Below are 13,872 nucleotides of genomic sequence, written 5' to 3'. Positions count from 1 at the left end.
ACTTCTCCCATCCGATGCAAGAAGAGACTCCATGCCCATGCGTAGCGAACAGATGGCGGACTACATCGCCGACCGACTCGAGTTCATCACCTTCCTGGCCTGTTGCAGCGCCCTGCTCGCCCTGCTGACCGGCATGAACGGCCAACAGGCGCTGGCCTTCACCGCCCTCAACCTGCCCTTCGGCCTCGCCCTGCTGCTGGGGTTGGCCATGCTGGCCCCCCTGCCCGTCCATTGGCGCCTGCCCGGCGTCACCCTGCTGCTCGCCGGTAGCGCCCTGCTTACCCTGCAACTCGGGGGAGAGTGGCTCAACCCGCTGGCCATCTGGAGCCTTTATGCCCTGCTGGGGCTGGAGATCCTCTGGCAGGCTCGCCCCCGGGCACGGCTGACCGCCAATGCCCGAGGCTGAAAGAGGCGCCTCCCAGCGCAAGCCGGCGGCTGACGCCTGACCAGATTTGGGGTAATCTTGCGCCCCTGGTTTTTAGCCAGCCCTGTTCAGCCGTCCGTTTCAGTCATTTGCGATCCGCCGAGGAGCCCCCCATGAAGAAAGCCTGTGCCCAGCACATCCTGGTCAAGACCGAGAAGCAGTGCCTCGAGATCAAGGAGAAGATCGAGAAGGGCGCCGACTTCGGCCAGATGGCCAAGCGCTTCTCCACCTGCCCGTCCGGCAAGCGCTCCGGGGATCTGGGGGAGTTTTCCAAGGGGGACATGGTCAAGGCCTTTGACGACGCCGTGTTCAAGGGAGAGCTGCTGACCGTGCTGGGGCCGGTGCGCACCAAGTTCGGCTTCCACCTCATCAAGGTGCTCTACCGCAGCTGAGCCCCGCGCGCGTCAGCAGGGGCGACCGCCCGTCGCCCCTGTTTGCTCCCGCCATCCCACTACCCGCATCTCGCCCCGCATCTAGTCCCTCCCACAATGGCCCGGCCTCTTCCTTCACATCCCTGCTGCCTCTGCCGAAGTCCCGCCCTCTCTCCACCCTCGCTGGCATCTGGCTCTCCACCGAGGCCAAGGCCAAGGCCAAGGCCATGCAATATGGATGAATTTACTAACGTTATCAGTTAATTAAGTTTATCCTTCTGAGCATTGCCCATCAAAATCCGCGGATCCCTGATATGCCCAGCTTTTTGTGGTGGCCCCTGCTGGCCTGGTTGCTGCCCCTCGGGGGGGCCCTTGGCAGTCGCATTCATCTCTGGCCCTGGTGGGCTGGCTTCATCCTCTGTCTGGGAGGGGCCCTCCTCAGCCTCTGCCTGTTGCTGCGCCTGCCCTGGCGCCGTCGCCGCACCACCAATCTCTGGCCGGATATTTGGGGCATAGCGCCCCTGCTGCTGCCCCTGCTGTTTCTGGTGCAGGCATTGCGAGCGCCGCTGACCAACGACGTCAGCACGGATCCCTACAACCCTCCCCGCCTCACTTGGGCCGAAGAGCTCAGAACGGCGCAGGATCTGCCAATAAATGCCGCCCCCTTGCAAGCATTTACCGGCAACCCCGGTCCTCTCTATACCCAGGCCTCCCCGGCCGAGGTGCTGGCCGAGGCCGAGGAGTTGATGGCCGAGCTCGGCTGGCGCGTCAGGGAGACACAGAGCGGGCTCGACGCCGTGGTCACCAGCCCCTGGTTCGGCTTTGAGGATGACGTGGCGCTGAGGATCTTCAAAGGCCCCCAGGAGACCCGCGTCGACATGCGTTCCGCCTCCCGCCAAGGCCGCAGCGATCTCGGGGTCAACCGCGCCCGGATCCTGGACTTCAAGGAGCGTCTGAACGAGCGTCTCGGCCAGGCCTATAAACCCAAGATGAAAGATTGAGGTCAAGATGCGCATCGAGGTGAAACCCGACCATGACTATGCCTGGTTTATCCGCCCCTTCTTCTGGTTGCAAAAACGCAACTACGGCCAGGTGCTGATCCCCGGCAAGTGCTGGGGCCGCTCCCCGCGCCTGTTCGCCGCCGTGGCGACCCTGTATGGGGTCATCAACCGCAAGCGCTCTCCCATCACGCCCGTGCTGCGCTCCCTGGTCACGGTGCGGGTCTCCCAGCTCAACTGGTGCCGTTTTTGCGTCGACATCAACGCCATGACCCTCATCAAGCGGGCAGGATCCAGCGAGAAAGTCGAGGCCCTGGCCCAGTGGCGCACCAGCCCCCTGTTCGATGAGCAGGAGCGGGCCGTGCTCGACTACGCCGAGGCCATGACGGGGCTGGATGGCGTCAGTGACGAGCAGGTCGCCCGGCTCAGGCCCTGGTTCGACGACGATGCCATGGTGGAGCTGACCGGCCTCATCGCCTTCCAGAACATGTCCGCCAAGTTCAATGCCGCCCTCGACATCGCCCCCCAGGGCTTCTGCCAGTTGCCGGTGCAACCCGAGCGTGGCACCGCGCCCACAACCAGCGTCGCCGCCGCCCCGATAAAGAGTGACACTTCCCCTCCCCAGCAGGACAAACCGCTGCCATGAGCCGTTCTCGCCTGCTGTTGCTGCTGCTTATCCTCGGATTGGTCGGTACCTTCTTCGCCTTGGATCTCGGCCGCTACCTGAGCCTGCCCGAGTTGCAGGCCCGCCAGGCCGCGGCCGCCACCTGGGTAGAGGCCCATTTCGGCCAGGCCGCCCTGCTGTTCCTCGCCGTCTATGTGCTCAGCACTGCCCTCTCCCTGCCGGGGGCCAGCCTGCTGACGCTCGCCGGCAGCGCCGTCTTCGGCATCGGTTGGGGGCTGCTGCTGGTGTCGTTTGCCAGCACCCTCGGTGCAACCCTCGCCTTTCTCAGCGCCCGCTTCCTGCTGCGCGACTGGGTCAAGGCGCGCTTTGGCGACAGGCTGGCCCAGTTCGAGCAGGGGATGGCAAAAGATGGCGCCAGCTATCTGCTGACCCTGCGTCTCATCCCCCTCTTCCCCTTCTTTCTGGTCAACCTGCTGATGGGGCTCACCCCCATCAGAGTCAGCACCTACTTCTGGGTGAGCCAGCTTGGCATGCTGCCCGGCACCTTCGTCTACGTGCTGGCGGGCTCCGAGCTCGCGACCCTCACCAGCACCGGCAACATCCTCTCCCCCGGCCTCATCCTGGCGCTGACCCTGCTGGGGCTCATGCCCTGGCTGATGAAGCTGCTGATGGCGCGCCTCGCATTGCGCCGACTGCACGCCCCTTATCAGAAGCCCGCGCGCTTTGACTACAACCTGCTGGTCATCGGCGCCGGTGCCGGTGGCCTGGTCACCAGTTACATCGCCGCCGCCGTCAAGGCCAGGGTCGGGCTCATCGAACGCCACCGGATGGGGGGAGATTGCCTCTATACCGGCTGCGTCCCCTCCAAGGCGCTGATCCGAAGCGCTCGCTTCGCCGCCGAGCAGCGCCGGGCGGCCGAACTCGGCTTCACGCCGGCTCAGTCACGGGCCGACTTTGCCGCCGTGATGGCCCGGGTGGCCGAGGTGATCAAGAACGTCGAGCCCCATGATTCGGTGGCGCGCTATCAGGGACTGGGGGTGGAGTGCATTGAAGGCACCGCCCGCCTCGTCTCCCCCTGGGAGCTGGAGGTGGACGGTCAGCGCCTCTCTGCCCGTCACATCGTCATCGCCACCGGCGCCCGGCCCCGCATTCCGGAGCTGCCGGGGCTGGCAGAGGTTCCCTACCTCACCTCGGACAACCTCTGGCAACTGCGCGAAGCGCCGCGCCACCTGCTGGTGCTGGGGGGCGGCCCCATCGGCTGCGAGCTGGCCCAGAGCCTGGCCCAGCTCGGGGTCCCCGTCACCCTGGTGGAGCTGGCTCCCCAGTTGTTGCCAAGGGAAGAACCCAACGTTGCGGCCCTGTTGCAAACCAGGATGGAAGCCGACGGCGTACGGGTGCTGACCGGCTGGCGCGCCGAGCGGGTCGACTACCTGCCATCTGCCGAGGGCTCGCAAACCGAGTCGCAACCCATTCGATTGCACCTGCGCCGTGATGACGAGAGCCTGATGCTGGACGGGGATCAGCTGCTGCTGGCCCTCGGCCGGGTCGCCAACGTCAGCGGCTTCGGGCTGGAGACGCTGGGCGTGACCCTCTCGCCCGGCGGCACCGTCGCGGTGGATGAGTATCTGACGACCAATTACCCCAGCCTGCTGGCGGTGGGGGACGTGGCCGGCCCCTATCAGTTCACCCATGTGGCGGCCCACCAAGGCTGGTACGCCGCCGTCAACGCGCTGTTCAGCCCCTTCAAGCGCTTCAAGGCTGACTATCGCGTGATCCCGACCGTCACCTTCACCAGCCCGGAAATCGCCAGGGTGGGCCTCAATCAGGGGGAGGCCCGCGCCCGCGCCATCCCCTTCGAGCTGACCCGCTTCGAGATGGCAGAGCTCGACCGCTCCATCGCCGACGGGGAGCGTTCAGGGTTCGTGGAGGTGCTGACGGCACCCGGCAAGGACAGGATCCTCGGCGCCACCATCGTCGGCGAGGGGGCGGGGGAGCGCCTTGCGGAGTTCGTGCTGGCCATGAAGCAGGGGCTCGGCCTTCGCAAGATACTGGCCACCATTCATCCCTATCCCACTCTGGTGGAGGGGAACAAATACCTGGCCGGGGAGTGGCAACGGGCCCACCAGCCGCACCACCTGCTGCCCTGGCTCAACCGCTATCACGGTTGGCGCCGCGGCGCCTGAATCTACCCAGAGGTCATCATCATGCCCAAGATTTCCGCCTTGCTTCGCACCTTGCTGCGCCCCCTGCAACTGGCCGCCCTGCCCCTGCTGATGGCGGGCCCCCTGCAGGCGGCCCCCGCGAGCGATCCCCAATGGCAACAGACCCTCGAGGAGGCGAAGGGGCAGAGCGTCTATTTCAACGCCTGGGGTGGCAGCCCCGAGATCAACGCCTATTTGCAGTGGGCAAGCGGCGAGGTGCAGCGCCAGTACGGCGTCAAGCTGGTGCAGGTGAAGGTGGACGACATCGCCCAGAGCGTGAGCCAGTTACTCGCCGACCGGCAGGCGGGCAAGCAGAGCGGTGGCCCCATCGACCTGCTCTGGGTCAACGGCGAGAACTTCAAGGCCCTCAAGGAGCAGGGGCTGCTGGGTGCGCCGTTCACCCAGGAGCTGCCGAACATGGCGCTGGTGGATGGGCAGTTGCCGGTGAGCGAGGACTTCACCGTGCCGGTGGCGGGGCTGGAAGCCCCCTGGGGCATAGGTCAGCTCAACCTCATGGTCAATGAAGACGAGGTCAAGACGCCGCCCACCTCGGCGGCAGCCCTGCTCGCCTGGGCCAAGGCTCACCCCGGCCGCTTCACCTATCCCAAGCCACCCCAGTTTCATGGCTCGAGTTTCCTCAAACAGATGTTGCTGGAGCTGACACCCGATCCCGCGCCACTGTATCGGGAGGCGACCGATGCCGAATTCCAGCGCCAGACGGCCCCACTCTGGGCCTGGCTCGACGCGCTGCACCCCGCGCTCTGGCGCAAGGGCAAGCTGTTCCCCACCGGCGCCGCCGAGACCAAGCAGTTGCTGGACGATGGTGAGCTCGCCATGGCCATCAGCTTCAATCCCCAGGAGGCCCAGAGTTCGGTGCAAAACGGCACCCTGCCCGCCGGCGTCAGGGCCCTGGCCATGGAGAAGGGAGCCCTCACCAACAGCCACTTCCTCGCCATCCCGTTCAACGCCAACGCCCGAGCCGGGGCCAAGGTGGTGGCCAACTTCCTGCTGAGCCCCGCCGCCCAGGCCCGCAAGGCCGATCCCGCGTTCTGGGGAGATCCCAGCGTCTTGCGAAGGGATGCCCTGCCCCAGGGCACGGCCCCGGCCTTGCGCTTCAAGGCGCAGGCCGAACCCCACCCCAGCTGGCAACTGCGACTGGAAGCGGCCTGGGCCGAGCGTTATGGCCAGTGAGCTGAGTCATGGCGATCACCCTTAAGATGGCAATCCGCTGAGCATGGGGCGCACCCTGTTCATCCTGCTCTGTGTCCTGCTGTTCGGGGCCCCGCTCCTTGGCGGCCTGATCCTGCTGCTGGTTGATGGCATGGCGGCCGACAACCTCGGCCTGCTGCTGAGCCAACCCGGACTCTGGCACTCTCTCATGCTCAGTCTCTGGATCGCGGGCGCCTCCACCCTGGGGGGCCTGCTGCTCACCGCCCTGGTGCTCGCCCATGGGGACGGGAGCCGCTGGTTTGGGATCTTGCAGCGCCTGCTCTCCCCCCTGCTGGCCATGCCCCACGTGGCTTTTGCCATCGGTTTTGCCTTCCTGCTCGCCCCCTCCGGCTGGCTGCTGCGCCTGCTCTCTCCCGCACTCACCGGCTTCGAGCTGCCGCCGGATTGGCAGAGCGTGCGCGACCCTCTCGGGCTCGGCCTCATCGCCGCCCTCATCCTCAAGGAGACGCCGTTTCTGCTGCTGATGGCGCTGTCGGCGCAAGATCCCGCCAGGATGGCCCGTCAGCAGTGGCTCGGCCAGACCATGGGGTTCAGCCCTCCCCAGATCTGGTGGCGGTTGCTGCTGCCCGCCCTCTGGCCCGCCCTGCGCCTGCCCCTCTATGCGGTGGCGGCCTACGGCCTGGCGGTGGTGGATCTCGCCCAGCTGCTGGGACCGGATGCCCCGCCCCCTCTGGCGGTGCGGCTCTGGCTCTGGTATCAGGACCCGGATCTGCACTGGCGCGGCGTGAGCGCCAGCGGCGCCCTGCTGCTGCTCGCCGCCAACCTGCTGCTGCTCGCCGCCTTGCGGCTGCTGGAGTGGGGTCATCGGCAGGGAGGCAAGGCGTTGCAGCTCGATGGCGTGCGGCGCACAAGTGCCCCCTTTCACCGCCACGGGACCGGCGTGCTGGTGTGGGGCCTGCTCGCTGTCAACCTGCTGGTACTGGCGAGCTTGCTGCTCTGGTCCCTGACCCGGCGCTGGCCCTTTCCGGCGCTCTGGCCTGCGCAGTGGAGTGCCCAATATTGGCAGGATCTGCTGCCAGCCCTCGGGCCCCTGCTCGGCCAGAGCCTGCTGCTCTCCCTCGCCTGCGCCGCCATCGCCCTGCTGCTGGTGATCCTGAGCCTGGAGGCGCAGCAAGGCAGACGCCCCTGGCCACTGTGGCTCATCTGCCTGCCCCTGCTGCTGCCACAGGCCAGCCTGCTGTTCGGCCTGCGGCTGCAGATAAGCCTGCTGGGCGGGGGGATCGGCTGGGGCTGGGTGCTCTGGTGCCAGCTGCTGTTCGTGGCGCCCTATGTCTATCTCTGTCTGCACGGCCCCTATCGCCAGTTTGACGACCGCCTCACCCAGGCGGCCCTGCTGCTCGGCGCCAGCCCCTGGCGTACCTGGTGGCAGGTGAAGGCGCCGCTGCTGGCCCGCCCCTTGCTGTTTGCCTTCGGGGTCGGGGCGGCGGTGAGCCTGGCCCAGTATCTGCCCACCCTGCTGTTTGGCGCAGGGCGCATCGTCACCATCACCACCGAGGCGGTGGCCATCGGCAGCGGCCTCAACCGGCGGCTGGCGGGACTCTATGGCCTGTTGCAGCTATTGCTGCCGCTCTGCCTCTATGGACTGGTACTCTGGCTGCCCCCCCGCATCAACCCCGCCCTGAGGCCCTGACCATGCTGCGCACCACCTCCCTCACCCTCTGCCTGCACCACACGCCCCTGCTCCAGCTGCCGCCCTTGACGGTGGCGCCCGGCGAGATGCTGACCCTGATGGGGCCGAGCGGCTGCGGCAAGAGCTCCCTGCTGGCGGCGCTGGCGGGGGTGCTGCCCGGCACGCTGGGCCGCGGCCCATTCGGATTGGCGGGAGATATCTATCTCAATGAACGGCGACTCACGGCATTGCCCCCCCAACAGCGCCAGATCGGCATGCTGTTTCAGGAGGATCTGCTGTTTGCACATCTGAGTGCCACCGAAAATCTGATGTTCGGCCTGCCCGCCCACATGAAAGGAATGGCCGCCAGGCGGGAGGCCGCGCTGGCCGCCTTGCACGAAGTGGGGCTGGCCGCCGAGGCCGACAAGCTGCCGAGTCAGCTCTCCGGCGGCCAGAAGGCCAGGGTCAGCCTGCTGCGCACCCTGCTCGCCGAGCCCGCGGCCCTGCTGCTGGACGAGCCCTTCTCCCGTCTCGACAAGCCCCTGCGATCGGCTTTTCGCACCCTGGTGTTCGAACGCATCGCCGCGCGACGGATCCCGGCCATCCTGGTCACCCACGACGCGGAAGATGCGCCGGGCGCCATTCTTGACCTTATGCCTTCCACTTCCCACACACGCGAGGAGATCTGACCGTGTTCGATAGCCGCATCATTCCCCTGATACGCCGCCCTCTGGCGCGCATGGCCTCTCCTCTGTGCCGGGCCGGGGTCAGTGCCAACCAGATAAGCCTCGCCGGCTTTGCCATCGGCATGCAGGCCCTGCCGCTGCTGGCGCTGGGGCTGCACGGCTGGGCCCTGCTCGCCATCCTCACCAATCGGCTGCTGGACGGGCTGGACGGCGCCGTGGCGCGCCAAAACGGCATCACCGACTGCGGCGGCTTTCTCGACATCACTCTCGACTTCATTTTCTACGCCGCCGTGGTGCTGGGTTTTGCCCTCGCAGCCCCCGCCAACGCCCTGCCCGCCGCCACCCTGCTGTTTACCTTCATGGGGACGGGTTCGAGCTTCCTGGCCTTTGCCATCATGGCGGGCAAGCGGGGCATCGAGAATCCCGTCTATCAACACAAGTCCCTCTACTACCTCGGCGGGCTCACCGAGGGGAGCGAGACCATTGCCCTGTTCGTGCTGATGTGCCTCTGGCCCGCCGCCTTCCCGGCACTGGCTTACGGCTTTGCCCTGCTCTGCGTCATTACCACGATGACCCGGCTCTGGAGCGGCTATCACACCCTGCGGGATTAGATTCATTTGAGAGAGGACAATGCGATGCTGCACTTGCGCGCGGGCGCCAATGCTCTACCATGACGACACTCAGTTTCAGGCCCTTCGAGATCCCTATGCGTCGCCTTGTCTGCCTTCTCACCCTCTCTGCCCTGCCGCTGCTCCAGAGCTGCAGCAGCACACCGGCCCCCAAGCCCGTGGTCAAGCCACAGCCCAACAGCGCCTTCATCAACCAGACGCCGCCGAGCAAGCCCTTCTACGGGCAGGGAACCGGTCAGGGGGTCAGCAAGGGGGATTTCGCCAATCGCCCCAACGTGGACAACTTCGTGCGGCGCATGGTGCAAAAGCACGGCTTCAACGATGCCGAGCTGCACCAGGTGCTGGCCCAGGCCCAGCGTTATGACTGGATCATCCGGCTGATGGACGCCCAGGCGCCCACCAGCACGCCGCCCACCGGGCCGACCGGCGCCTGGAATCGCTACCGTGCCAAGTTCATCACCCCGGACAACGTCCAGAACGGCGTCAACTTCTGGCGCGAATACGAGAGCGAACTCAATCGGGCGCAGCAGATTTACGGGGTGCCGCCTGAGATCATCGTCGGCATCATCGGGGTGGAGACCCGCTGGGGCCGGGTGATGGGCAAGACCCGCATCCTGGATGCGCTGGCGACCCTGGCGTTCGACTACCCGCGCCGGGCCGAGTTCTTCACCGGCGAGCTGGAAGCCTTCCTGGTGATGACCCGGGACGAGGGCATGGATCCCACCCAGCCGCAGGGCTCCTACGCCGGCGCCATGGGTTACGGTCAATTCATGCCGTCGAGCTTCCGCAGCTATGCGGTGGACTTCAACGGCAACGGTCACACCAACCTCTGGGATCCGGTGGATGCCATCGGCAGCGTGGCCAACTACTTCAAGGCTCACGGCTGGGAGAAGGGACAACCGGTGGCGGTGCGCGGCCAGGGCCAGTTGCCCGGCTACGAGCATGGCTTCCAGACCCGCTACCCGGTCGCCACCCTGCGCGGTGCCGGACTCGCCCCCATCGCCTCTCTCGGCAATCACAAGGAGGCGAGCCTGCTGCGCCTGGACGTGGGGACTGGCTATCAATACTGGTACGGCCTGCCAAACTTCTACGCCATCACCCGCTACAACCACAGCACTCACTACGCCATGGCGGTATGGCAGCTGGGTCTCGCGGTGAAAGATGCCAAAGGCAGTTATTAATGCTGACAGAGTGTAAAAACGGGCCATCTGGCCCGTTTTGCTATTCGTTCTCCAGCAACCAGCGTTTGAGCAGGGCCGCCAGCTGGGCCTGTTCGGCCCCGGTCAGTGGCGCCAGCAGGCGCCGCTCGTTCGCCACGTGCCGCTCCACCGCCAGATCGATCTGCGTCCGCCCCGCCTCGGTCAGGCAGACCAGCAGGCTGCGCCTGTCACTCGGGGCGGCCTGACGCTCGATGAGGCCCCGCTCCGCCAGCTTGTCCAGACGCGCGGTCATCGCCCCCGAGGTGAGCATGGCGGACTGGTAGAGGGCCGTGGGAGTGAGCGGCTCGCCGGCGCGGCGCAAGGTCGCCAGGATGTCGAAGTCCGATCCCAGCAAACCGCACTCTTTCAGCTCCTCGTTGATCTCGCGCCCGGCGATGGCCGCCATGCGCGCAACCCGCCCAAACACCCCCATGGGGCTGCAGTCGAGATCCGGTCTCTCCCTGGCCCACTGCGCCAGCAGCAGATCCACGTGATCTGTCTCCATCATGACTCCAATATCTTTTCGTAAAGATACTTGATAGTAAACCAACTCGTGGCTAATGTATCTTCACTTAAAGATACTTTCTTATGAGATAACCATGCCGCTGCTGATCGCCCTGCTCGCCCCCCTGCTATGGGGCAGCACCTATGCCCTCGTCAGCCTCTACCTGACCGACTACTCCCCTTACTGGGTGGCGGTGTGGCGAGCCCTCCCCGCCGGCGTGCTGCTGTTGCTGCTGCATCCGCGCTGGCCGCCGCTCACCTGGAGCCGCCAGTTCCTGCTGGCGTTTTGCAACATCACCGCCTTCTTCGCCCTGCTGTTCGTGGCGGCCTTCCGCCTGCCGGGCGCCGTGGCGGGCACCCTCGGTGCCACCCTGCCGCTCATCCTGATGGCGCTCGCCTGGTTGCAGGATGGCAAGCGGCCGACCCTCAAGTGGCTATTGCTGGGGTTGATGGGGCTCGCCGGTGTCCTGCTGCTGCTCAACCCCTCCGCCAATCTGGATCCCGTCGGGGTCGCCTGCGCCCTGCTCGCCACCGTGCTCATCGGTCAATCCAGCCGCTGGATGCAGCGCTGGCCGGTGAGCGATCTGCTGGCCCTCACCGCCTGGCAGCTGTTGCTCGGCGGCCTGATGCTGATCCCGCTCGCCTGGTGGCTGGCGGGGCCCATGCCGATACCGCACCTGGCGAGTGCCCCCGCCTTTGGCTGGCTCATCCTGCTCAACACGGCGCTCGCCTACTGGGCCTGGCTCTGGGGTCTCAAACGCCATGGTCCCGAGGTGATGGGCATGCTGGCCCTCACCAACCCCATGGTGGCGGTGTCCCTCGGGGTGCTGATGGTGGGAGAGAGCCTGGACGGTCGTCAGTGGCTCGGCATCGGGGTGATCCTGCTCTCCCTGTTCCTGATGAAGCTGCCGTCCCGCCCCTTCTTCAAGCGCTGGCAGACCCGCAAGGCCGTCACCGGCAAGGTGGATAACGGTTAATCCGTGCCAACGCCGCATAAAAAAGAGGAGCCACCAGGGCTCCTCTTTCACATGAGATGACTCAGACGATCTAGACGCCGGCCTTGGCCAGGGCGGCGGAGACGATCTGCTGGGCCTCCTGTTGAATAAGGTCCAGGTGGGATTCGCCCTTGAAGCTCTCCATGTAGATCTTGTAGATGGACTCGGTGCCGGAGGGGCGCGCCGCGAACCAGCCATGCTCGGTCACCACCTTCAAGCCACCGATGGCGGCGTCGTTGCCGGGGGCACGGGTCAGCTTGGCGAGGATGGGGTCGCCTGCCAGGGTGGAGGCTTCCACCAGCGCCGGATCCAGCTTGGAGAGCACGGCTTTTTGCGCGCCATTGGCCGGGGCGTCGATGCGGCGATAGCTGGAGCGGCCGAACTTGGCCTCCAGGGCATCGTAGTGGGCCTGGGGATCCTTGCCGGTGACGGCCAGGATCTCGGCGGCCAGCAGGGCCAGGATGAAACCGTCCTTGTCGGTGGTCCAGACGGTGCCGTCCTTGCGCAAGAAGGAGGCGCCCGCACTCTCCTCGCCGCCGAAGCCGAACTCACCGCTATAGAGGCCGTCAACAAACCACTTGAAGCCGACCGGCACCTCTTTCAGGGTGCGGCCAATCTCGCCGGCGACCCGGTCGATCATCGAAGAAGAGACCAGGGTCTTGCCGACGGCGGCTTCCTTGGCCCAGCCGGTTCTGTGGGTAAACAGGTACTGGATGGCCACCGCCAGGTAGTGGTTCGGGTTCATCAGACCGGCCTTGGTGACGATGCCGTGACGGTCGTAGTCAGGATCGTTGCCAAGAGCGATGTCGAATTTGTCTTTCAGCGCAATGAGGCTCGCCATGGCGAAGGGACTGGAGCAGTCCATCCGGATCTTGCCGTCCTTGTCCAGGGTCATGAAGGAGAAGGTCGGATCGACACGGTAGTTGACCACCTCGATGTCGAGGTCGTAACGCTTGGCGATGACGTCCCAGTAGGCGACGCCGGAGCCACCGAGAGGATCCACCCCAATCTTGATGCCAGCCCGTTTGATGGCGGCCAGATCCAGCACGTTTTCCAAGTCGTCCACATAGGGAGTGACGTAGTCGTGCTCAACCACCAGAGCGCTCTTGAGCGCCTCGGCAAAGGGCATCCGCTTCACATCGGCCAGGCCCGCTTCCAAAATCGCGTTGGCCCTGTCTTCCACCCACTTGGTGATCTCCCCCTCGGCGGGGCCGCCGTGGGGCGGGTTGTACTTGAAGCCACCGTCTTCCGGCGGGTTGTGAGACGGGGTGATCACCACGCCGTCCGCCAGCGCCGCCGGCTTGCTGGCATTGTGACGCAGGATGGCGTGGGAGATGACCGGGGTCGGCGTGAAGCCAAGGCCGGCCTGGATGCGGGTTTCAACGCCATTGGCCGCCAGCACTTCCACCGCGCTGGCAAATGCGGACTCGGACAGGGCGTGGGTATCCATGCCAACGAACAAGGGGCCAGTGATGCCGGCCTGCTGGCGATACTCTACCAGTGCCTGGGTCACCGCCAGAATGTGGGATTCGGTGAAGGCGCCGTGCAGGGCGCTGCCGCGATGGCCGGAGGTGCCGAAGGCTACCCGCTGCTCGGGGCGGCTCATGTCCGGCTTGTTCAGGTAGTAGGCGCTGACCAGACGGGGAATGTTGGTCAGATCGCTGAGACGAGCCGGTTTGCCGGCGTGAGGATGCTGTGCCATGGCGTTTTCCTTGCAAGATGGCGGCCTTGCCGGGCAAGGCCTGGAATCAGTGAACCGTTAAACCGCTGCGCACACCCGAGCCGTCAGGCTCTCGTCATACCCCATGCTGTTCATCAGCTGGGCCACCATGTTCTGTTTGCGGCTGGTGTTGGTATTGGTGATGACCCAGAACGGGGTATCCGGCACCTGCTTGGGCTTGGTGGTGCTGCCACTGGCCCGCAGCGCTTCCGGATCCCGGGAGAAATAGACGCGCTTGCGCCCCTTGATCTCGGTGGCCTGGGTAAAGCCTTCCGGGTTGTCCCGATAGAGGGTACTCAGCACCAGCATGAAGCGGTTGATGGACTTCTCTTCCTGTTGCAGGGCTCCGGCATCGAGCAGGGCCTGCAATCCTTGTGCATCTGCCACCAGTTGGGGCAGAGGCTGGGCCGGTGCCACGGCCTTGGGAGCCGGCGCTCGTTCACCGGGTTGCTCCAGCAGGCGACGCAGAATATCGGACGCACTCTCGCCGATGTGTCGGGTCTGGCTCGCGATAAAGAAGTAGAGATCGTCATCAAGCTCGATGGTTTTCATAGGGATGCGCTGGGCTCGTCGAAGTTCGGATGCGGCGATTATACATAGGCAAACCCGGCAGCCCAAGCAAGGGGCTGGCAGATGTGCATGAATCTCATGGAGAATACGGCATAATGCGCAACCAGATGT

Annotated in this window: 14 protein-coding genes; 11 read left to right on the top strand and 3 right to left on the bottom strand. The window is 65.7% G+C overall.

What is annotated here, in order from left to right; all coding sequences use genetic code 11:
* Positions 1-31: 31 nt before the first annotated feature.
* The 10 genes from ABNP46_RS06580 (at position 32) to mltB (ending at position 9,954) form a co-directional block, all read left to right on the top strand.
* Positions 32-406, top strand: a complete 375-nt coding sequence (locus ABNP46_RS06580; RefSeq protein ID WP_349921609.1) for a hypothetical protein — start codon at positions 32-34, stop codon at positions 404-406.
* Between the two features lie 131 nt (positions 407-537).
* A complete protein-coding gene (locus tag ABNP46_RS06575; protein ID WP_349921608.1) occupies positions 538-816 on the top strand; it encodes a peptidylprolyl isomerase in 279 nt (92 codons plus the stop codon).
* Between the two features lie 293 nt (positions 817-1,109).
* Positions 1,110-1,796 carry a DUF1499 domain-containing protein gene (locus ABNP46_RS06570; protein ID WP_349921607.1) on the top strand — a complete coding sequence of 229 codons (687 nt, stop codon included), beginning with the start codon at positions 1,110-1,112 and terminating at the stop codon, positions 1,794-1,796.
* A 7-nt stretch (positions 1,797-1,803) separates the two neighbouring features.
* The gene (locus ABNP46_RS06565; RefSeq protein ID WP_349921606.1) at positions 1,804-2,439 is read left to right on the top strand and encodes a carboxymuconolactone decarboxylase family protein; all 636 of its coding nucleotides are present in this window, start codon (positions 1,804-1,806) and stop codon (positions 2,437-2,439) included.
* The gene (locus ABNP46_RS06560) at positions 2,436-4,601 is read left to right on the top strand and encodes an FAD-dependent oxidoreductase (RefSeq protein WP_349921605.1); all 2,166 of its coding nucleotides are present in this window, start codon (positions 2,436-2,438) and stop codon (positions 4,599-4,601) included. Before ABNP46_RS06565 ends, ABNP46_RS06560 begins: the two co-directional genes overlap by 4 nt.
* 21 nt (positions 4,602-4,622) lie before the next feature.
* A complete protein-coding gene (locus ABNP46_RS06555) occupies positions 4,623-5,810 on the top strand; it encodes an ABC transporter substrate-binding protein (RefSeq protein WP_349921604.1) in 1,188 nt (395 codons plus the stop codon).
* Positions 5,811-5,853: 43 nt separating this feature from the next.
* Positions 5,854-7,479, top strand: a complete 1,626-nt coding sequence (locus ABNP46_RS06550) for an ABC transporter permease (RefSeq protein WP_349921603.1) — start codon at positions 5,854-5,856, stop codon at positions 7,477-7,479.
* A gap of 2 nt (positions 7,480-7,481) precedes the next feature.
* A complete protein-coding gene (locus tag ABNP46_RS06545; RefSeq protein WP_349921602.1) occupies positions 7,482-8,147 on the top strand; it encodes an ATP-binding cassette domain-containing protein in 666 nt (221 codons plus the stop codon).
* Between the two features lie 2 nt (positions 8,148-8,149).
* On the top strand, positions 8,150-8,755 hold the full coding sequence (locus tag ABNP46_RS06540; protein WP_349921601.1) for a CDP-alcohol phosphatidyltransferase family protein: 606 nt from the start codon (positions 8,150-8,152) through the stop codon (positions 8,753-8,755).
* A gap of 95 nt (positions 8,756-8,850) precedes the next feature.
* On the top strand, positions 8,851-9,954 hold the full coding sequence (mltB, locus tag ABNP46_RS06535; RefSeq protein ID WP_349921600.1) for a lytic murein transglycosylase B: 1,104 nt from the start codon (positions 8,851-8,853) through the stop codon (positions 9,952-9,954).
* Between the two features lie 40 nt (positions 9,955-9,994).
* Here the strand turns inward: mltB and ABNP46_RS06530 are convergent, their stop codons facing one another.
* Positions 9,995-10,477 carry a MarR family winged helix-turn-helix transcriptional regulator gene (locus ABNP46_RS06530; RefSeq protein ID WP_349922409.1) on the bottom strand — a complete coding sequence of 161 codons (483 nt, stop codon included), beginning with the start codon at positions 10,475-10,477 and terminating at the stop codon, positions 9,995-9,997.
* Positions 10,478-10,571: 94 nt separating this feature from the next.
* Here ABNP46_RS06530 and ABNP46_RS06525 point away from each other — a divergent pair, with 94 nt between their 5' ends.
* Positions 10,572-11,453, top strand: a complete 882-nt coding sequence (locus ABNP46_RS06525) for a DMT family transporter (protein WP_349921599.1) — start codon at positions 10,572-10,574, stop codon at positions 11,451-11,453.
* A gap of 70 nt (positions 11,454-11,523) precedes the next feature.
* On the opposite strand, the gene pgm is transcribed toward ABNP46_RS06525, so the two are convergent.
* On the bottom strand, positions 11,524-13,173 hold the full coding sequence (gene pgm, locus ABNP46_RS06520) for a phosphoglucomutase (alpha-D-glucose-1,6-bisphosphate-dependent) (protein WP_349921598.1): 1,650 nt from the start codon (positions 13,171-13,173) through the stop codon (positions 11,524-11,526).
* Between the two features lie 57 nt (positions 13,174-13,230).
* A complete protein-coding gene (seqA, locus tag ABNP46_RS06515) occupies positions 13,231-13,743 on the bottom strand; it encodes a replication initiation negative regulator SeqA (RefSeq protein WP_349921597.1) in 513 nt (170 codons plus the stop codon).
* Between the last annotated feature and the right edge of the window lie 129 nt (positions 13,744-13,872).

Origin of the sequence: Aeromonas veronii (genome assembly GCF_040215105.1) — a bacterium.
GTDB classification, from domain to species: domain Bacteria; phylum Pseudomonadota; class Gammaproteobacteria; order Enterobacterales; family Aeromonadaceae; genus Aeromonas; species Aeromonas veronii_G.
The sequence above is the reverse complement of the archived record's forward strand: the minus strand, read 5'-3'. Positions and strand labels throughout refer to the sequence as shown.